Here is a 20,651-nt window from a genome sequence, read left to right as displayed (position 1 = left end):
TAATTAACAAATATTAGCGGAGTTTTTGTTGAAAATGTTTCAGTTTTTCCTTAAAAGATTTTGTAAATGCCGCTTACAACCTAAAAAAGTATATTTTTGCAGCTATACAAAGACCCAAATTATGCTACAGCTAAACGTTTTAAGAGAGCAGACAGAGCTGGTGGTAGCTGGACTTACCAAGAAAAACTACAAAAATGCCGCTCAGGAAGTGGAAGCCATTGTAGCTCTTGACCAGCAGCGCCGACAGGTGCAGAGCCAGCACGATGACCTGCAGGCCCGTGCCAATGCAATCTCTAAAGAGATCGGTATACTGATGAAAAACGGCGACCGCGAAAAAGCCGAGGCCTATAAAGCAGAAACATCCGAGTTAAAGCAGCAGACTAAATCGCTGGCTGAGCAGCTATCTGCCATCGAAGAGCAAATACAGCAAGCACTATACAAGTTGCCGAACCTTCCGCATGCAAGTGTTCCTGAAGGTAGAACAGCGGAAGACAATGAAGTAGTTCTCCAACACGGTGAAATTCCGCAATTGCATGAAGGCGCCCTGCCACATTGGGAGCTGATCCAGCAATACGACATCATCGATTTCGAGCTAGGCAACAAAATATCAGGCGCTGGTTTTCCGGTGTATAAGAAGCAAGGAGCCCGCCTGCAGCGCGCGCTCATCAACTTCTTCCTGGACGAGGCCATGAAAGCTGGTTATATGGAAGTGCAGCCACCTATTTTGGTGAACGAAGCCTCTGGTTACGGCACCGGTCAGTTGCCTGACAAAGACGGCCAGATGTACCATGCCACAGAAGACAACCTATACCTGATCCCGACTGCCGAGGTGCCGATCACGAACCTTTACCGTGATGTGATTGTGCCGGTGGAGCAGCTGCCGATCAAAAATACAGGCCATACGCCCTGCTTCAGAAGAGAGGCAGGATCGTGGGGTGCCGACGTGCGCGGACTGAACCGCCTGCACCAGTTTGACAAGGTAGAGATTGTACAGATTACGCTTCCAGAGAAATCTTATGAAGCGCTGGAGGATATGAGCAGTTACATCCAGGGTTTGCTGCAAAAGCTGGAGCTGCCATACCGTGTGCTGCGCCTGTGCGGCGGCGACATGGGCTTCACCTCTGCCTTGACTTATGACATGGAGGTATACTCTACTGCTCAGAACCGCTGGCTGGAAGTAAGCTCTGCCTCTAACTTTGAGACCTACCAGTCTAACCGCTTGAAACTGCGTTACAAAACCGAGTCAGGCAAAACACAGTTGCTGCACACGCTCAATGGTAGTGCCCTGGCCTTGCCGCGTATCGTAGCTGCTATTTTGGAAAATAACCAGACGCCGGATGGTATCAACATGCCGAAGGTGCTGCACCCATACCTGGGCTTTGAGAAAATTAGCTAATACGCTACTTATTGAATAGCATATAAACAGAAAAGCCGCTGGATTCCCAGCGGCTTTTCTGTTTATTTTCAGGTCAATACATGCCTTTACACTACTTAGGATTTAATTAAGTTGGCACATCTGTAAAGCGACATTTTTTTCAGCTTAGTACACTAGCCTCCATACTGCTCCAGGTACTGCTGATAGTAGTTTTTTATCTTGTACTTCTTCAGAACATTAGCCCGTACCTGCTCTATCGCCTCCGTTGAAATCGCCTTCTGATGGAGTAGCTTTTCCAAAGGCCGGGCAGACTCCTCCCCTAGCCCTTCGTCCAATGTAACCTGTTCATACTCTTCCAGAAATTCAGGCGACAAGGATAGCTTATTTTTCTGTACCGTGACACAACCAACAGCAGTGAGTTTCTCCAATCCCTCTGTTACTTCTTCCAGAGAATAAACGGTGCCATCGACAGCGTCACCCATCAGCAAAACATCCTGCAGCGTAGCACCTCCCTCGCCTCCTGTTGCCAGCAACAAAGCCTCCAGTAATTGCGCGTCAGATGCCTGCCATGTCAAATTGTATTTCGCCATCTCCTTAAATTAATTAATCTGTTCGGCTAAAAAACTATATAATATTATACCTATTTTTAGTCTCGCAAATTTATCTCAAAATCACTCCGATTTCCTACTTCCTATTCAATGAACAGCAAAATTAGTTGCTTTACCCTCTCCCTGCTTTTTGTGCTTCTTCTGGGCTGGTCTTCTTCCAGGGCTCAGTCACGAGGCTACATCGTGCAGGGTGACACTGTTTATACAGATGGGTATATACAGTTTGATCCGAGAAAGCCCTTCCAGGTTGAGTATCAAAAATCGAAAAAAAACCCACTCGAGACATACACTGCCGGGGATTTAACAGAATTTGGGTATAGTGACAGCACGAAGTTTGTCGCCCGGAAGGTGACCTACTTTGGAGAGATGCGCCATGTATTCCTAAAAACCATTACAGGAGGTGAGCTTAATTTATACGCGATACGTGGGGAGAATGGGAAACAGTATTACTTTGAGAAGAACGATTTCACCCAGCTTACAAAGGAGAACCTGCAGTCTAACCTGAGGCAGCATGCCGCCAACTCAACTTTCTGGCAGCGGCAGCTACCACGTGTCAGGCTGTCTGAACAGTCCCTTCGTTACTATACCCGCAACATCAACAAAGGTCGAAATGCGAGAATGTCCATGTTCAGCTTCGGTGGTACGGCCAGTTTCAACCGCTCTTCCATACAGATCAAAACAGATGCCTTTCCTGAAAATGGGTTTGGTGATTATAGCATAACATCAGAAAATGTAGAGGTAGGAGCATTTGTTGAGGCCCCCGTTTGGGATTTTAACAATCTGAGCATTATCAGTCAACTGAGCTATGGCAAAATGGACTTTGCGGCAGCACTGACCAGCACTTCTCTGGACCAGCACATGAAACTGACCCTTGACTTCCTAAGGCTATCTGTTATACCCCGCTATTACTTCAACGGCAACAAAGTCTCTTTCTATGCTGAGGGTGGAGCTGAATTATTGTATGCGGTAGAGCAGTCTAACAAAGTCCTGGAGGCAAAGCACAAAAGCAATACGACCAGTCTGCATGAATATGAGGATATATTCCGGTTGCAAAAAGCAAACTTTGGCGTAATGGCCGGCGCGGGATTACAGTACTTCTATCTACCCAAAAACTATGTCAGTCTTGGGCTCAGTACCGGCCATGTATTCGCCGAAGACTATTCCATTAACAACCTTTCTACTACAATCCGATTCAACCTATGAGGCAGCTGAAATTATTGTCTTTTATTCTCCTGCTGACGCTGCTGCATGGCTGCGCCAAAGAAAAGGACTTTCCGGAGGCACAGCGTTATCCTATCCTGAGAACACTGAAGGTTACACCTGATAGTACCGGGGCATTCGTGAAAGGCGAGATCGTCAGCCTCGGCAATGAGCCAGTGACCGAGTATGGGTTTGAGTACACTGCTATAAACAATGACAAGAGTATTATAAAGAAGGTGGTAGGTACTTCTGCTGTCACCGGCGAGTTTGAGACCAGGTTGACGCATGGGCTCGTGAAGGGATATAACTACAGGATACAGGCCTATGCCAAACATGGCCAGAACACCACGTATGGAACGGCCTTAGCATTCAAAAGTCTGAATACAGCTGCACCGGTTATCCATAGCTTCAGCCCAAAAGCAGCGGAGGACAATAGTACTGTCACTATCTATGGTCAAAACTTTAGCAACGATAGAAGCTTAGTAAAAGTGAGCATCGGAGAGACACAGGCATATGTCGTCTCCGCGCACCCCGACAGCATTACGATAATAACACCTAGGGTGACGTATTCGGGGACTTTCCCAATAACCGTAACTGCACATGGTGAGCAAACGACAGCTAAAGAGGAGTTTGAGATTATTGGCCCACAGATTACCCATATCTCGCCTGACAAGGGAATGCCCGGTGGCGAGTTGAGTATTTATGGCAAAAACTTAAGCTACTCCGGTTGGGGACCTTATGTGAATATTGGAGGAAAATCAGCAACCATAGTCTCAGTAACAGACACAGAGATCAAGGTGAAGGTACCGGTAATCACACCGGATCTGTATGACAAAGCACTGACTGTATCTGTCAACCGGGGAAACAAGACGGCAGTTTTAGCTTATTCTTATACCATGGAGTCAGGTTTCATGGCTGCTTCAGTCAAACCCACTTCTGTTCCAGCCACCACAGCGCACATACCTTCCTTCATTTCGGGAGGAAAAGCGTATTTTTTTGCCTATGATCGCATGATAAGTTACGAAGTGGAAACTGCTGTCTGGCGCAATGAAGGCGCTTTCCCTGGACAGGCTCGCAATGGCTCTGCGCTGCATAAGGTTGGTGACAAGGTATACCTTATCGGGGGAAACTATCAGTATTATACCATTTTTATGTCAGTATGGGAGTACGACATCAGCAGCAAAAGCTGGTTGCAGAAGAAAGGCCTGACCTTCGGCGTTTCCGACGCCAGCAGCTTTACACATGATGGCTATATCTACTTCTTCGGAGGCCGTAACACCAACAGTAACACAACGCTCTGGCGCTATGATCCGGCAACAGAAGAGGTAAAGGCGCTCAACCCTTTCCGGAACAACTACAACGGCTCCGGCTTTGTGATCAACGGGAAAGCATACACAGTAGTGGGTAACGCCACCTGGCTATACAATGCACAGCAAGACAGTTGGTCGCAGGTAGCGGTTATGCCTGAGGAAAGTACCTTAAACGGTCCTTTCAGAGTTTTCACCCACCAGGGAACCGGCTATGCAATCAGCGCGAAGGGCGACAAAGCCTTGTTGCGTTTCAGTGAGGAACAGAAAAAATGGGAAAGAGTAGCCGTTTACCCTGGTTGCGTGAGTAGCGAGCAGTACTCCGGCTTTTCCTATGGCGACAAGTTATATGTAGGGTCATTTGGCAGCTGCTCCTCCACTTTATATTACTACCAGAATAGGTAGATCATACCTCTGTGATTGACATTACTTCTATTTTAAACCATTAAGCATGAATTACAAAAACAAAATTACCAGCCTTTGCATCCTGTTAGTTGCGCTGCTGCTATCTCCTACCCTTAGCCAGGCCCAGAAAGTAAAATCAAAACCTGCCAAAGCCACTACTACCCAGGCACAGCCTGTTACCGCTGCCAAGTCACTGCTTTGGGAGATCAGCGGTAATGGCTTAAAGCAGCCCTCATACCTATACGGCACGTACCACCTGCTCAACGCCAGCTTCCTGAATACGGTGCCGGAGGTGATGGAGCGCTTTATGGAAAGCCGCGGCGTAGTGGTGGAAACAGAGATCGATTCGGCTAAAATGATGCAGTTAGGAGCCAAAATGGTCATGCCGGACAACAAACTATCGAACCTGCTGAGCAAAGAGGACTACGCATTGGTAAACGAGGAAATAAAGACCCAATTTGGGTTTGAGCTGAGCATGGCCGACCAGATGAAGCCGATGACACTGCTGCTAATGCTTTCTCTGAAAGACTACCAGCGTATGGAAGTGCTAAAAGAATACACAGGCCAGCCGCTCGATATGTACTTTGCCAGCTACAACAAGAAAAGCAAAAAGAAGGTGAGCACGCTCGAGACCATGGAGCAGCAGTTTGACCTGCTTTACAATCACCACCCACTGGACAAGCAGGCAGAGCAGCTTGTGGCATATGTGAAAAACAAAGAAGCCGCCATGAAGATGTCGGACAAACTCGTGCAGCTGTACTTCGACAAAGACCTGGCAGGTATGTGGAAACTCTCCAATGATTACAACGAACTAACGGGTGGTGGCGACATGGCCTACATGACAGACGACCGCAACAAAGACTGGATGACGAAACTGCCAGCCATCATGAAAGAGCAGTCTACTTTTATCGCAGTAGGCGCTCTGCACCTGCCTGGCGAAAACGGCCTGCTGCAGCTGCTACAGAGAGCCGGCTATACCGTAAAACCCCTCCAGTAAATTAACTCCTCAGGTATAGCTATACCTGAAATACATCGCCCGCGCAAGTTTATACCTGCGCGGGCGATACTGTTTTATACCTTCCTGATCTCCAGTCAGTCTGTGCTATACCTTAAAAGGTTGCCGGTCGATGGCGCTGAAATCAATATCGTGCATACACCTGAAATGACCTTTGGGGCACTTGCTATACCCTATTTTGGAGCAGGGCCGGCAGGGCAGCCCGTTTACCTCCAGCACCTTATACCTGGTCCGGAAAGGGTACATGCCAAACTCAGGTATGGTGTTGCCCCATACGCTGATGATGTCTTTTTGAAAAGCCGCCGCAATGTGCATCAGCCCCGTGTCGTGACTCACTACCTGCTTTGCCTGCCGCACCAGTGAGGCCGAACCAGCCAGGCTATACCTGCCGCAGGCGTTGAAAATGACTGTTCCCTGCGAATCGTCCGCAGCCTGTATGTAGGCGGCTATTTCATCACCTGTAGCAGCGTCTTCTTTGCCACCTAGCAGGATGATGGGCTGTTTGAGATCCGCACACAGTTCGATGATGCGCTCCGTGGGGAGTCGTTTGGTATAGTGCTGCGCCCCGATGGCAAAGGCTGCATACCCCTGCCGGAAAGGCTCCGGAAGGGTGTTGATATCTACTTCGGCATCGGCAGGTATAAAGTAGTCCAGCCCCTTGCCGTCGTCCTGTATACCGAGCGGCGCCGCAGCAGCCAGGTAGCGGTTTACAATATGCACGTCAGGCAGACGATTCACCTTCAGGTTCACCATCAGCCACTTCTCGTAGTTGAGCTTATCGAAGCTCTTGGAGGGCTTACCCAGTCTTGTTTTGATAATGCGCGTGCGCAGGTTGTTGTGCAGGTCCACTACAAAGTCGAAGTTTTCGGCCTTGAGCAGCTGCACCAGTTCATTCAGGCTGCCGCTCAGCGTGTGTACCTTATCGATGTAGGGATTAGGCTCCAGTATACCTCTAAAACCCTGCTTGGTGCAATAATGCACCTCTGCTCCCGGCACCTGCTGCTTAATGCAGCGCACCACCGGGGTTGTCAGCACAATATCGCCGATAGAGGAAAAACGGAGAATGAGTATTTTCGGCATTCGTTACTTTATCTTCTCCTTCCGGGCTTTGAAATAAGCTTCCACTTCCTCCGCCGACTTCGCATTGAAGGTCATCTCCTTTGTTAGTCCGCCTTTGCGACCGACCAGCACGCCGTAGCGCATGTCGTCGTAGCCGCTGGTGTGGTGGGCATCCGGGTTGATGCTCAGCATCACACCCTTCTCCAGCGCATAAGCCACCCAACGCCAGTCAATGTCGAGGCGCCAGGGGTTTGAGTTGATTTCGATGATGACGTTGTTGGCAGCGCAGGCGTCGATCACCATTTTGTGATTGATCGGGTAGCCTTCGCGGCGCAGCAACAGGCGGCCGGTCGGGTGACCGAGCATGGTCGTGTAAGGATTCTCGATGGCTGTGATCAGGCGTGAAGTGGCCTTCTGCTCGTCCATGTTGAGGTTGCTGTGGATACTGGCTACAATGAAGTCGAACGATTTCAGAATGTCCTCTTCATAGTCCAGGGAGCCATCACCCAGAATATCCGACTCTATACCTTTGAATATCTTAAAAGGAGCCAGTTTCTGGTTCAGTTCATCAATCTCCTTCTGTTGGCGCAGCACATCGCCTTCGCGCAAACCACCGGCATAAGCGGCCGTCTTGCTATGGTCAGATATACCTAAATACTGGTAGCCCATGTCGTGGCAGTAGGTAGCCATTTGCTCCAGGGTGTGGGCGCCGTCGGAGTAGGTGCTGTGGTTGTGCAGAATGCCTTTCAGGTCGGAAACCTCCAGTAGCTTCGGAAGCTTGTTTTCCATGGCCAGCTGCAGCTCGTTGGTGCCCTCCCGTAGTTCCGGCACAATGTAGGCCATACCTGCCGAGGCATAAATATCCTCTTCGGAACTGTGGCTGCCTTCACGGGCCACAGTAAGCATGTTCTTATTGGCGGCAAATACCTGGGTCAAGTGTTCCTGCGAGGCAGAGCGGATGAACAGCTCGTTCTGAAAGTTAGCCGGATTGGCAAAGCGAATCTCTGTGTTCAAACCACTCAGGCTGTGCTTGCCGCGCCATACCATGGGGCCGGAGATCAGCTCGTCCTGCTGCAGCTCGTCCAGTTGGTTCAGAGTTGCTTCTGCTTCCGCTGGGTCTTCTGTTCCGATAACCAGCTCCAGTTTCTCCACGATCTCCATGTAGCGGCGCACATCGCCAGCCAGGGCTACTTCAGCACGAGGCAATGCCTGCTGTACCTGCTCCAGCAAAGCCTGGGCAGCTGGCTCAGCTTCTGCAAACAGCAGTTTGCCACGGTTCTGCTGTGTAAAGAGCAGCGCCTGTTTGATATTTTCCTGTGTCTTGGCACCGAAGCCTTTCAGCTTGCTCACTTTATCCTGCTCACAGGCGTCCAGTAATTCCTCTACCGTTTCCGCTCCCAGCTCTTTCCAAAGGTTACGCACCTTTTTTGGACCGATGCCCTTGATACGCAGCATCTCTACCACACCCGGTGGTGTTACAGACAGCAGCTGGTCCAGTTCGGTGAAAGAGCCGGTTTCTTTTATCTCGATTACGCGGGCGGCAATGCTCTTGCCCACCCCTGTTATACCTTCCAGTTCGGCCTGACTTTTAGTTTCAAGCGGCTCTTCTACCAGTTCCAGCGCAGCGGCACCGTTCACGTACGAGCGTACCTTAAACGGATTCTCATCGTGCAGCTCCATGAGCTCGGCGGCCAGCTTAAACAGCTTTATGATTTTCTTATTTTCCAAGGCAGTGTTGTGTATAAGTACAAAGATAGAAAAAGCCGCCATACCTTTGCCACCACTGCCCGGCGGCCTTTTATATAATGGGGCTTCTATATAAAGCAGGAAATCCCTATCTTAGCTATATATTTAGCTTTTTCTGAAAGAAGCATACAAACAAGAAATATGAAATACGCTTCGCTGTTATGCGTTTTGTGCCTCATGCTGCTGGCTAACACCTGCCGTAAAAAGGCAGAGGCCGAACTCCTGGGTCAAACCTGGCTACATTCTTATGAAGAGGATGAGGATGAGGTGCTTGTGTACCGCCCCAACACCTATGACTTTCCACCCTCAAGAGGTCGTACCGGCTTTGCGCTGGAGCCCGAAGGCGTGGCCAAACAGTATGTAATTGCCCCTGCTGATGGACTGGAAGAACATCTCGGCATCTGGGAATACAAAGACAAGAATACCATCCTGGTACACATTCAGGGCAATGGACACCCAGAGCAGCGCTATACCATGGAAGTGGTGTCGCTGAAGGACAGTGTGCTCAAGGTAAGAGTAACACCTGATGTGCAGGACTAGCATTTTGAAGACAGAGCATCATGGAAAAGCCCTTAGAGAAATTCTCCCTTAAAGCACGCCTGATCACCTATGCGGTGCTGCTACTCGTAGCGGCTGCAATGACTTACTCGGATAATTTTGCAGGGTACTCAAAAGGTCTGGCAGATTTCTCCAGAGGTTTTGCAGGAGGGCTCCTGCTTGCCATCGTAATAGGCGAAGTCGCGCTCTACCTGCGAAGACGCAGCCATCGTAAAAACGAAGCTTAGTTTTAAAACATGAAATATACCTTCGCCAGCTTACCCCGCAAAACAAGACTGATGATCATGCTGCTGATGCTGATCGCTACGGCTGTCATTGTCTACACTGATTATGTGCCGAGCATCTTTGCCAGCTTCACAGGGGGATTCCTGATCGGGCTGCTTATTGGCGAAGTGGCTATTTACCTGAGGCGAACCGGTCAGCCGGAAAAACATGCCGCTTAAACTGAATATCACTTTCTTTTACCTATACCTTACACATGCAATACTGGTTAGTAAAATCAGAACCTGAGGCCTATTCCTGGGCCAGATTTGTAAAAGAAGGTCGTGCCTGCTGGGACGGCGTTCGTAATTACCAGGCTCGCAACAACCTGCAGCAAATGCAGCCCGGCGACCTGGTGCTGTTTTACCACAGTGTATCTGAAAAAGCGATCGTGGGCATGGCCAAAGTGGACAAAGCCGCTTACCCTGACCCATCCGCCGACGACCCGAAGTGGATGGCGGTAGACCTAGTGCCCGAGCGTGACTTCAGGGACCCCGTTACTTTGGACCAGATCAAGAAAGATCCGCGCCTCGAGAATATTGCTCTGCTGCGCCAGTCACGCCTGTCGGTGATGCCGCTCAAAGCGGAGGAGTTTGACGTGCTACTTGCCCTGGGTAACTAATCCGGGGTGGCTTGCCGCACGCAGGCACAACGTTACTTTACAAAAAAGAGTACAAAGCATTTAACTGCCTTATACCTTCTGCCAGCCGGCAGCCCGAGATTGTAACATGCTATACCTGCGCCCTTTGCTGTTCTGCTTTGCTGTGCTGGCACCTGCCCTGCTATGGGCTCAGGAGCCTAGCCAGCCTGTGCGCCTGGAGCTACCCTACGAGCTCGAAAACAGCCGTGTAGAGGTGATGGCCCTGCCAGACAGCAGCCTGCTTGTCTACAGCCGCAAATCCGACAGCTGGGCAAAGGAGCCTGACTTTACGCTGGAGAAATACGACACGCAGCTGGAACGGGTATGGACCAGCAAGATCGACCTGAAGTCTGAGTTTGAATTCATACGCCACTATACCGAGGCTCCTTATACCTACCTTATCTTTCAGGCGGCCAAACCGACACTCTATACCTTTGTGCGGCTACACCTGGGCAGTGGCGCTCTGACCAAGAGCGAGGTCGTGCTCGAAAAGGCAGAGTATATCTATGAACTCAATGTACTGCGCGGCAATCATTTCCTGATCACCGGCAACAGCTACGACACAAAGCCAAGCCTGCTATACCTGGACCCTGAGAAACCACAGCCCGTGATGCTGCCCGCACTCTACGGCGACGAGTCTTCTTTCTCAGACCTGCATACCGACCATGTGCACGGCCGTGTAGATGTGGTGCTGGCCGAAACCAACCGCCGGATATCGCGCCTGCAGGTGAAAAGCTTTGACTCCGAAGGCAAGCTGCAGCAGAACTACTTTATCCTTCAGCCTCAGGACAAAAGTTTGCTCAACGCTGAGATCACCCCCGGCGACACGCTCTCCCGTATGCTCATCGGCACGTATGGCGTACGGGATCTTCGATTTGTTCAGGGCTTTTTCACGGCGCCTGTCATCTCCAAAATCGTGGAAGGTGAGTTTTACTCGCTGCTGGATCTTCAGAATTTCTTTAAGTACATGAAGCCCCGTCGTGAAGAGCGCACCCGCAAACGTGAGTTTGCCCGTATTGCCGCCGGCAAGGAACCGCTGCAGCGCTACCGCATGCTCCTGCACGATTTGATACCGACACCCAACGGATATGTACTGGCTGCGGAGGTTTACTTCCCTCAGTATCGTAACAGCAGTGGCTACTTTGACAGTCGGGTCAGAGGGCTGGAACGGGTTGCACAGGCTTACAAGCGCACGCACGCCATTGCTTTGGGTTTTGACCGGGATGGCATCCTGCTGTGGGACAACACCTTCCCGCTTCGTGATGTGCTAACGCCTGATCTCACACATGCCGTGGAGGTCGCCGGACTACCGGATGGACGCGTCGTGATGGCCTACCCTGATCGCGGCAAGGTCGTGTACCGCCAAATGGAGCAGAACAAGTTTACAGATAAAGAAACCTCTGTGGAGCTCCTGCCCTACGAAAAAGAAGAGAAAATCCTCACCACAGATATGCCAGGATTGATCCGCTGGTATGGTTCCCATTTTGCCGCCTTCGGTTTCCAGCGCATACGCAACCCCAATGGTCCCAACCGCAATGTGTTCTACATCAACAAGATTTCATTTTGATTGAAGAGTTAAATCGTTGGATTGTTAAATTGTTGAGCGTTACAGGGCTCACTTAGTGAATTGCGGCTATACCTGCTCTTAAGTTCTGTGCGGGCTTCACATACCTTTCGTTTAGGAGTTTCTTCTTACCTGCTTCAGAAAAGGTATTTCAATAATTTAACAATTCAACAATTTAGCCATTTAGCTATCTAACAATTTAACAATTCAGCCGAACATCCTATATTTGCAACCAAGACCCCCAGGCCATGCAGAAAAGACTCATCGTAAACCACCAGTTGCTCGAGATCATGGTGATGCGCCTTTGCCACCAGCTCATCGAGAACCATGGCGACTTTTCTGATTCCGTTATCATCGGATTACAACCCCGCGGACGCCAGGTGGCGCAACGTATTCAGAGTACGCTGAAAACCATCCTGGGCACTACGGTTCCTACCGGCTACCTCGACACCACTTTCCACCGCGACGATTTTAGAAGAAGAGAAACGCCCCTGGCCGCCAACGCCACGCACATCGACTTTTTGATCGAAGGTAAAAAGGTAATCCTGGTAGACGATGTACTCTATACCGGTCGCTCCGTGAGAGCTGCAATGGATGCCATGATCTCATTCGGGCGCCCTGCTAATGTGGAGCTGCTGGTGCTCATTGATCGCCTTTACAGCCGCCACCTGCCCATTGAGCCAACTTATGTGGGCCGGCGCGTCAACTCCCTGCAATCGCAGCGGGTGCTGGTGGAGTGGCAAGGGTCCGACACGCAAGAAGACAATATCTGGTTAGTGACCAAAAACGAAGAATAAAGCACCCATGCAAGAGCTCAGCGTCCGGCATCTACTCGGCATCAAAGACATCACAGCAGAAGACATTCAACTCATTTTCGAGACTGCTGACAATTTTAAAGATGTTTTGAACCGGCCTATCAAGAAAGTGCCCTCGCTGCGTGACATTACCATTGCCAACGTCTTTTTCGAGAATTCCACCCGCACCCGTCTTTCGTTTGAGCTGGCCGAGAAGAGGCTCTCTGCTGATGTGATCAACTTCTCATCCAGCAGTAGCTCCGTTAAGAAAGGTGAAACCCTGCTCGATACGGTGAACAACATCCTGGCCATGAAGGTGGATATGATCGTCATGCGCCACTCCAGCCCGGGAGCACCGCATTTCCTGAGCCGCCACATAGATGCTAACATCGTGAATGCCGGCGATGGCACCCACGAACACCCTACCCAGGCCCTGCTCGATTCTTTCTCCATCCGCGAAAAGCTCGGTGATGTAGCAGGAAAAAAAGTGGTGATCATCGGAGATATCCTTCATTCGCGTGTGGCCCTCTCCAACATATTTGCCCTGCAAAAACTTGGTGCCGAAGTAATGGTCTGCGGCCCCGTAACGCTGCTTCCTAAGTACATCAGAGAGTTAGGCGTAAAGGTCGAATTTGATGTGCGCAAAGCCCTCGCCTGGTGCGATGTAGCCAATGTGCTGCGCATTCAGCTGGAACGCCAGCAGATGAAATATTTCCCATCCCTCCGTGAGTATACGCTCTATTATGGCATCGACAAGAAAATGCTCGAGAGCCTCGACAAGGAGATCGTGCTCATGCACCCCGGCCCTATCAACCGCGGTGTAGAACTGAGTTCCGATGCAGCTGACTCGCACCATTCTATCATTCTGAACCAGGTAGAGAATGGTGTCGCCATCCGTATGGCGGTGCTATACTTATTGGCATCTAAGAAGTAAAATTTTTCATTGTGGTTTTAGCAGGGGTTCTACAGGTGTAGGGGTGCTCGGCTATTCTATAACTTTCTCGTCATGGCGCGAGCGTCCTCGCTCGTGTCTACTATGGTGGGGCCTCTGGCCTAGGTATAATTGTACTTTTATAGGTATAGCAACCTTAGTTGTTTCATAGCTTCGCCTGTGCGGCGGGCACCGTATGCCCTGGCCGGGCGGGCCTTACTTTTTTCCTTGATGAAAAAAGTAAGCAAAAAAATCAAGACGCTCCAAACTCGCTGAACGCTCAAACAGTGGGTAGTCATTTGGGCGCACTTGGCACTGAGGCTTGTTTCATTGCCAGCGTGCGAGTTACTCTTGCTATACCTGCCAGTGGCTCATGTGGTTTGGGCTACTGAGTCTATACTTGTGAATTGGCAGCAGCTTATTAACCTCTAGGGGCACGGGCCCTCTGCAAAAAGAGGGGCATGAGTGTGTTAATCGTACACCGCAGCAGCATCAATCCTGTCAATCTTTTAATCCTGAAAATCCTGATCCAGACAAACGAAAAAGGCCCCGCAGATTGCTCTGCGGGGCCTTTTAGCGTTTAACCTTAACGGCTAGTTATGTTACTCCAGATTCAGTTGCATATCCGGCGTGTTCATCTCGAAACCGACACGTCGGTTCTGAGCACGGGCTGCTGCAGTTCTGGCTTTAGAAAGTCTGGTATTTACTTTCACGATTGGCTGAGTCTCACCATAACCTCTTGTTACCAAACGGTCTGGGTTCTGCACACCGCGCTGGATCAGGTAGTCCTTCACAGCTTGTGCTCTTTGCTCAGACAGTGCCTGGTTGTACTCTTCTGAACCAATGTGGTCAGCGTGACCTTTGATCAACAGTACGTGGTCAGGGTATTTCTCAAGCGCTACTACGATGCTGTCAAGCAGCTGACGGTAACCGTCCTGTACGCGCGCCTGGTCAAACTCGAAGCGAACTTTCTCTTCGATCAGTTTCTTAGTACGCTCGTCAAGCTCAGGGCAACCTTTCGTTTCGGCAGTACCTGGAGAGTTAGGGCAAAGGTCTTCGTTATCCGGAACACCGTCACCGTCAGAGTCAACTGGGCAACCATCGGCACCTACCTGTACACCACGTGGTGTATCTGGGCACTTGTCATCGATATCCGGAACGCCGTCACCATCGCTGTCTGGGCAACCTTGTGTTGCAGCAGTACCTGGCTCATCTGGGCAACGATCATCTTTGTCAGCTACACCATCACCATCACGGTCAGGGCAACCACCAAGGTTAGCTACACCGGCTTCAGTAGGGCACTCATCCTGATAATCCGGAACACCGTCGCCATCAGTATCGATAGGGCAACCGTCTTTGTCAACTTGTACGCCAGTTGGGGTATCCGGGCACTTGTCTCTTCTATCAGGCACACCGTCGCCGTCAGTATCTTTAGCTTTGCCCAGGTTGATGCCAAGGCCGATGTTGTGCTGTAGGAAGCGGTCGTTGATGTTCGACTCGATATTGTCGTAACGGTCGTTGCTAGTGAAGTGAGCTCTTGTCTCCAGGAACAGGCTGATGTTTTCAGAGAATCTGAAACGAAGACCGGCACCACCAAAAGCAGCACCTGCAATGAAGTTGTCTTCATAGGCACCAGTTGGCGAAGTACCTTCTGGTCTTACAAAGTGAGCACCACCACCTACTGACAGGTATGGACCGATGAAGGCATCCTCTTTCAGGATGTTGCCATACATTTTCAGTCTCAGACCAAGCATAGCCATACCAATTTTGGTATCCATGGTGGATCCGAATCTGCTGAATTCAGTGTTACCGTAGCTTAGGTGCAAACCGGCATCAAAAGAAGGGCTCAGGTATTGGTTCAGCGATACGCCGCCTCCCCAGCCCATTTTGTCTTTCCACCAGTTGTTTCCTAAATCACCTTTATATTGGAGCGCACTTCCATAAATCTGGAGGTTTGTCCGTTGGTCAGCATTTTGCGCAAGTACCTCTGTATTGGCAGACAGCAGGAATACAAGTGCAAAAGCAGTTGTGAATAGTTTCGTTAGAGTTTTTCGCATAATTTTAAAAAGTATATTTTGATATGACAATACGTACATATTTTCAGGTAAGTTTTTTTATATTTCTATAAAAAAACAGACGGAACGTATATTATGATACGTCAGGCGGGTAGTCGTTGCATTGATGTAGTTTATATCCATAAGCAAAAGCATTTTGTTAAAGTATAAAAAAATGGCCTTAGCAGCTTAAATTCTAAATCTACTCTGGTGCACTGTTTGCACTGCTTTTTCTGTCAGTTACAACTGCGCATCTCTATATTTTCAACCCTCTTTACGAGCTGTAGGTTGTATGCTCAACATTAATTAATGCAAAGCATCTGTTTTTTAACGTAAATACAATAAAAAAGGCTGCGAGTAGTTATATGTAAACCCTTACTACGCACGCTATTAGCGTTTTTGCATCAGCCTTTCAATGTCATCAGCCTCTAGCGGAATGTTTTTCATAAGGTCCACTGGCCCGCTACGGGTGATCAGGATATCATTCTCCAACCTTACGCCTATTCCTTCTTCTCTTATGTAGATACCTGGTTCGCAGGTAAACACCATTCCTTCTTCAAAAGGACGGTATTTGCTGCCCACATCATGCACGTCAAGCCCTAAATAATGGGAAGTGCCGTGCATGAAATATTTCTTGTATAGCGGATTAGACGGATCCTGGTTACGCACATCGCTCTCGTTGAGCAAACCAAGTCCGATCAGTTCATTTTCCATGACGGTACCCACAAAGGCATGGTACTGATCAAGCGAGTTGCCGGGCACCAGCATCTGTGTAGCGGCTTTCATCACACGCAACACCGCCTCGTATACCTCACGCTGACGCTTGGTAAACTTCCCGTTAACCGGTACTGTGCGCGTCATATCAGCAGCGTAGTTGGCATACTCGGCCCCAAAGTCCATCAGCAGCAGGTCGCCGTCTTTGCATTCCCGGCTGTTGTCGGTGTAATGCAGGATGCAGGCATTCTCGCCTGATGCGATGATCGGGCTGTAAGCCGGACCGCGTGAACGGTTGCGCAGTAACTCGTGGTAAATCTCTGCCTCCACTTCATACTCCATCACGCCAGGCTTGATAAACTGCAGCAGTCTACGGAAGCCTAATTCTGTGATATCGCATGCTTTGCGGAGAAGGTCTACTTCTGTTTCAGATTTGATCGCACGCAGCTGGTGCATGATAGGAGCGCTGCGTTCGTAGCGATGCAGCGGGTATACCTGCTGGCACCACTTAATAAAGCGGGCGTCACGCGTCTCCACCTCTACCACGGCACGCAGGTGCTCGTTGGTGTTCAGGTATACGTGCTCAGCTTCAGCCATCAGGCTGTTAAACACCTGTTTAAAATCCTTCAGCCACAGCACAGTGGCTATACCTGACGTTTCGCGGGCCTGCCCTTTTGTAAGCTTATACCCTTCCCAAACCATGATGTGCTCATTAGACTCGCGCACAAACAGCACTTCTTTCATGCGCTCATCGCGTGCGTCCGGAAAAAGCAAAAGAATGCTTTCCTCCTGGTCTACTCCTGAAAGATAGAAGAGGTCACTGTTCTGGCGGAACGCCATGGTGCCATCCGCATTGGTCGGCATCACATCATTAGCATGAAAAACAGCAAGAGAAGAAGGCTTGAGCTGCCGCACAAAATTGCGTCTGTTATGGCAGAACAGCTCCTTGTCGATGGGCTGGTATTTCATAGTTTTGTAGGTATAGTAGCTTGGCACTGTGGTTCGTCAGGGTTATAGGTCTGACTGAACTTGCACTGCAAATGTAGCACTTTTATCGCAAGTCCAAACACCTTTATAGAAAAAACCTAATATAACAGGTGCTGTAGGTTCAGGCCCAATGCTTCGCTAATCGCAGTGCAATCGCTGTTCCAACAACCTTAAGCCGTGCATGATGCGAGCACTTCCAGCAGCTGCCCGGTGCGGATATCTTTTGCACATTTAAAATGTCCTTCCGGGCAGGATTTATACCCATGCAAACCACAGGGGCGACAGTAAAGTGGCTCCTCCCTCTCTACCACAGCTGAGAAGCTTGCCAGTGGCCCGAAGCCAAAGCTTGGCACCGTGGAGCAGAAGATGGCACAGGTAGGCGCATCTAACGCTGAGGCCAGGTGCATAGGACCAGAGTCATTTACATAATTAAGCACGGCATCGCGCATGAGTGCTGCCGATTGCAACAGGTTGAGCTGCCCGCACAGGTTTTCTACCCGTTGGTTTTTCGTCTTGCTGATGATCTCTTCACAATGCATTTTGTCAGCCGGCGCTCCGAGCAGGTATACCTTATACCTGTCACCTAATTGATCGAGCAGTTCTACCCACTGCTCCGGCGGGTACTGCTTCGTAAACCACACCGAGGTAGGTGCCATGCAGATAAATGACTCCTGCTTTAGCGGCTGCACCTTGGCAAAATCTCCAGGAGAAGGGTATAGCCTGGGTTTGGCTGGCTGCCCGTCGGTGAGACTGGCTATGAGCAAATGGTTACGTTCTACTTCGTGCGTCCCTGAATTCACGTCGTGGGTATAGCGACGCGTGAAAAATCGTGAGAAAGGATTCTTGTCGAAGCCGACTGTCTCGCCAGCACCAGAGAGCGCGGTGAGTATACCTGTGGCACCAAAGCGCTGCAGGTTCACGACCAGGTCGTAGCGTTCCTGCCGGATCTGCTTGAGCAATTGCAGTAGACTCTTATACTTACCTTCCTGTTTATTCCAGACCAGTACCTGCCGCAGCAGCGGGTGCCCTTTCAGCAGCGACTCGTTGCCTTTACGGAGCAAAAAATCAAGCTGCGCATCCGGATAGTGGGCATGCAGTTTTTCTACCAGGCCGGTTGCCAGCACCACATCGCCCAGAAAGGCAGTCTGTATGATCAGGATTTTTTTCATTAGGTATAAGCTGCTGCAAAGCTACGGCAATGCGGCTAGACTTGAAAGTCAGAATGCTGCAGGTATAGACGGGCACTTCTTTTCACGGAAAAGAACAAAAATATTTTTCTTCTTAGCCGCAGGAGCGTTAGTTTAGCAGTTCTTTTAGCCACGCTTACCCGTATGAAAGCACTATTACATTCTGCTAAACTTCTCGCATTCACCCTCCTCTTCCTAACCACAGGCTGTGTGTCAACTTACATGCCCAATGTGCCCAATGTACCCATGTTCACGGAGAAGGGTGAACTGAGTGCTGCTGGCCACATTACGCCAAAAGGAAATATCACCTTTAACACGGCTTATGCTGTTACCGACAACATCGGGGTGATGCTGAACGGCTCTATGCTGAACCAAGAACGCAAGAAACGGGATTTCCGCCACAATCTGGTCGAGGCAGGAGCGGGCTACTTTACAACCTTCGGGCCGAATCAGAACCGGGTACTGGAGGTATACGGCGGCTTTGGCGGTGGCAGCAGCGACCGCACCGAAAAGGAAGAAAAAGAAGGCGTGATGACCTATACCCGTCGCGAAGCCGGTTTCAGTAAATATTTCACACAGGTTAACTTTACCTCCAAAAAGAAAAAATCCCTGCGAATTCTGGGCAATGAATACCCGCTCAACTACGGCACTGCCCTGCGCGTGAGTTATGTCAATATGAACAAACACCTGCTTAACGGAGTGGTACAGCCAAACGAAGACAATATTTTCCTGGAACCGATCTTCTATACCCGCATGGTGCTCAGTCCTTCAGTACAATTACAGTATACAAGCGGCAGCAACTTCGGATTGCGCAACCGCAAGGCGCTTACGGCAGGCTATTCCGTGTTTTCGCTGGGCTTTGTGATCAACGTCGGCGGGCGCAACCTCGACCGCTAACATTCGGAGAGCAGGCGGCCTATTTTGGTAATTTTGCGTATCTTTGCAGGCTAATTGCGAACTGAATGCTTGATTATCATATTCATACATTGCCGAACGGTATTCGAATCGTTCACAAACAAGTACTACACACCAAAATTGCGCACAGCGGCTTTATCCTGGACATAGGCAGCCGCGACGAGCAACCTGAACAGCTAGGTCTGGCCCACTTCTGGGAGCACATGGCCTTCAAAGGTACTGCCAAGCGCAAGTCATTCCACATCCTGAACAGACTGGAGTCGGTAGGCGGCGAACTGAACGCCTATACCACCAAAGAAAAGCTCTGCTTTTACAGCTCCGTCCTCGATAAGCACTTCGAGAAGTCTTTCGAACTACTTACTGATATCACGTTCCACTCTGTTTTCCCTGAGAAGGAAATTGAGAAAGAACGCGGCGTGATACTCGAGGAGATGGCCATGTACCTGGACACACCGGAAGAGGCCATCGTCGACGAGTTTGACAATGTGGTGTTCGACGGTCATCCGCTTGGCAACAACATACTGGGTACAAAAGAGAGCGTATCGGGCTTTAAGAAAGACGACTTCCAGCGTTTTATCAAAGACAACCTGAGCACTGAGGCGCTAGTGTTTTGTTCGGTGAGCAACCTGCCGTTTGAGAAAGTGGTAAAACTGGCCGAAAAGTACCTGGCTGACATTCCGCACATCAGCAGGCCACGTCAGCGCATTGTCTTCGAACAGTATAAACCTAAGACGGTGACATTCGAGAAACCGATCTCTCAGGCACACTGTGTGATTGGATCTCCGGCTTACGCACTCAACGATGAACGTCGTATACCTTTCTTTATGCTGGTAAACCTGCTGGGTGGCCCGGGCATGAACTCGCGCCTGAACTTGGCCGTCCGCGAAAAGCACGGTTTGGTGTATACCATCGATGCCAACTACGCCACCTATATCGACACAGGTCTGCTGTCTATCTACTTCGGAACGGAGAAGAAGCAGCTGAAGCGCACCACTTCACTGGTTCTGAAAGAACTGAAGAAACTGCGCGAAAAACAGCTGGGCTCGCTGCAACTGCACACTGCTAAAGAGCAACTCATGGGTCAGTTGGCCATGGCCGAAGAGAGCAACATGGGGCTAATGATGATGATGGGCAAGAGCATCCTGGATCAGGGCCACATCGACACCCTGAACGAGATCTTCGACCAGATCAAAAATACCACCGCCAAAGACCTGATCGACATTGCCAACGACGTGCTGCAAGAAGAGAAGCTGAGTTTTCTGAATTACGTACCTGTTAAGGGCTAAATTGCTACATGGTTAAATTGTTATACCCTGTGTATGCACATATAA

Annotated in this window: 19 protein-coding genes; 13 read left to right on the top strand and 6 right to left on the bottom strand. The window is 49.9% G+C overall.

All coding sequences use genetic code 11. The annotated features are described in order from the left end of the window. Positions 1-121: 121 nt before the first annotated feature. Positions 122-1,396, top strand: a complete 1,275-nt coding sequence (gene serS / locus I0P70_RS00955; protein ID WP_196114343.1) for a serine--tRNA ligase — start codon at positions 122-124, stop codon at positions 1,394-1,396. 152 nt (positions 1,397-1,548) lie between these two features. Here the strand turns inward: serS and I0P70_RS00950 are convergent, their stop codons facing one another. Further along, complete coding sequence (locus tag I0P70_RS00950) at positions 1,549-1,965, bottom strand: hypothetical protein (RefSeq protein WP_196114342.1); 417 nt, start codon at positions 1,963-1,965, stop codon at positions 1,549-1,551. A gap of 108 nt (positions 1,966-2,073) precedes the next feature. On the opposite strand from I0P70_RS00950, the gene I0P70_RS00945 reads away from it, so the two are divergent. The 3 genes from I0P70_RS00945 to I0P70_RS00935 are packed head-to-tail and all read left to right on the top strand — an operon-like array spanning position 2,074 to position 5,892. Then, on the top strand, positions 2,074-3,186 hold the full coding sequence (locus I0P70_RS00945) for an outer membrane beta-barrel protein (RefSeq protein ID WP_196114341.1): 1,113 nt from the start codon (positions 2,074-2,076) through the stop codon (positions 3,184-3,186). Next, positions 3,183-4,895, top strand: a complete 1,713-nt coding sequence (locus I0P70_RS00940; RefSeq protein WP_196114340.1) for an IPT/TIG domain-containing protein — start codon at positions 3,183-3,185, stop codon at positions 4,893-4,895. The genes I0P70_RS00945 and I0P70_RS00940 overlap by 4 nt, the downstream gene beginning before the upstream one ends. 46 nt (positions 4,896-4,941) lie before the next feature. After that, a complete protein-coding gene (locus I0P70_RS00935) occupies positions 4,942-5,892 on the top strand; it encodes a TraB/GumN family protein (protein ID WP_196114339.1) in 951 nt (316 codons plus the stop codon). A 105-nt stretch (positions 5,893-5,997) separates the two neighbouring features. On the opposite strand, the gene I0P70_RS00930 is transcribed toward I0P70_RS00935, so the two are convergent. After that, on the bottom strand, positions 5,998-6,990 hold the full coding sequence (locus I0P70_RS00930) for a glycosyltransferase family 9 protein (RefSeq protein WP_196114338.1): 993 nt from the start codon (positions 6,988-6,990) through the stop codon (positions 5,998-6,000). A gap of 3 nt (positions 6,991-6,993) precedes the next feature. After that, positions 6,994-8,739 (bottom strand): DNA polymerase/3'-5' exonuclease PolX, encoded by a 1,746-nt coding sequence (polX, locus tag I0P70_RS00925; protein WP_196114337.1) that lies wholly within the window; start codon positions 8,737-8,739, stop codon positions 6,994-6,996. Positions 8,740-8,856: 117 nt separating this feature from the next. Here polX and I0P70_RS00920 point away from each other — a divergent pair, with 117 nt between their 5' ends. The 7 genes from I0P70_RS00920 (at position 8,857) to I0P70_RS00890 (ending at position 13,466) form a co-directional block, all read left to right on the top strand. Then, positions 8,857-9,255, top strand: coding sequence for a hypothetical protein (locus I0P70_RS00920; RefSeq protein WP_196114336.1), 399 nt, complete (start codon positions 8,857-8,859; stop codon positions 9,253-9,255). A gap of 20 nt (positions 9,256-9,275) precedes the next feature. Then, complete coding sequence (locus I0P70_RS00915; RefSeq protein ID WP_196114335.1) at positions 9,276-9,500, top strand: hypothetical protein; 225 nt, start codon at positions 9,276-9,278, stop codon at positions 9,498-9,500. 9 nt (positions 9,501-9,509) lie between these two features. Then, the gene (locus I0P70_RS00910; RefSeq protein WP_196114334.1) at positions 9,510-9,716 is read left to right on the top strand and encodes a hypothetical protein; all 207 of its coding nucleotides are present in this window, start codon (positions 9,510-9,512) and stop codon (positions 9,714-9,716) included. A 35-nt stretch (positions 9,717-9,751) separates the two neighbouring features. Beyond that, a complete protein-coding gene (locus I0P70_RS00905) occupies positions 9,752-10,156 on the top strand; it encodes an EVE domain-containing protein (protein ID WP_196114333.1) in 405 nt (134 codons plus the stop codon). A gap of 106 nt (positions 10,157-10,262) precedes the next feature. Beyond that, a complete protein-coding gene (locus I0P70_RS00900) occupies positions 10,263-11,741 on the top strand; it encodes a hypothetical protein (protein WP_196114332.1) in 1,479 nt (492 codons plus the stop codon). A gap of 245 nt (positions 11,742-11,986) precedes the next feature. Beyond that, positions 11,987-12,535, top strand: a complete 549-nt coding sequence (gene pyrR / locus I0P70_RS00895) for a bifunctional pyr operon transcriptional regulator/uracil phosphoribosyltransferase PyrR (protein ID WP_196114331.1) — start codon at positions 11,987-11,989, stop codon at positions 12,533-12,535. Between the two features lie 7 nt (positions 12,536-12,542). After that, on the top strand, positions 12,543-13,466 hold the full coding sequence (locus tag I0P70_RS00890) for an aspartate carbamoyltransferase catalytic subunit (protein ID WP_196114330.1): 924 nt from the start codon (positions 12,543-12,545) through the stop codon (positions 13,464-13,466). Positions 13,467-14,065: 599 nt separating this feature from the next. Here I0P70_RS00890 and I0P70_RS00885 read toward each other — a convergent pair. The 3 genes from I0P70_RS00885 to I0P70_RS00875 all read right to left on the bottom strand — a co-directional run bounded on the left by I0P70_RS00885 (position 14,066) and on the right by I0P70_RS00875 (position 18,387). Beyond that, entirely contained in the window at positions 14,066-15,520 is a 1,455-nt protein-coding gene (locus I0P70_RS00885) for an OmpA family protein (RefSeq protein ID WP_196114329.1), read from the bottom strand. A gap of 387 nt (positions 15,521-15,907) precedes the next feature. After that, positions 15,908-17,200: an aminopeptidase P N-terminal domain-containing protein gene (locus I0P70_RS00880; RefSeq protein WP_196114328.1), complete on the bottom strand. Its 1,293-nt coding sequence runs from the start codon at positions 17,198-17,200 to the stop codon at positions 15,908-15,910. 188 nt (positions 17,201-17,388) lie between these two features. Then, a complete protein-coding gene (locus I0P70_RS00875; protein ID WP_196114327.1) occupies positions 17,389-18,387 on the bottom strand; it encodes a glycosyltransferase family 9 protein in 999 nt (332 codons plus the stop codon). Positions 18,388-18,549: 162 nt separating this feature from the next. Here I0P70_RS00875 and I0P70_RS00870 point away from each other — a divergent pair, with 162 nt between their 5' ends. Continuing rightward, positions 18,550-19,302: a hypothetical protein gene (locus I0P70_RS00870; protein WP_196114326.1), complete on the top strand. Its 753-nt coding sequence runs from the start codon at positions 18,550-18,552 to the stop codon at positions 19,300-19,302. Between the two features lie 65 nt (positions 19,303-19,367). Then, entirely contained in the window at positions 19,368-20,606 is a 1,239-nt protein-coding gene (locus I0P70_RS00865; protein WP_196114325.1) for a pitrilysin family protein, read from the top strand. Positions 20,607-20,651 lie beyond the last annotated feature (45 nt).

Origin of the sequence: Pontibacter sp. FD36, from assembly GCF_015686655.1 — a bacterium.
In the GTDB taxonomy this organism is placed as follows: Bacteria; Bacteroidota; Bacteroidia; order Cytophagales; family Hymenobacteraceae; genus Pontibacter.
The sequence above is the reverse complement of the archived record's forward strand: the minus strand, read 5'-3'. Positions and strand labels throughout refer to the sequence as shown.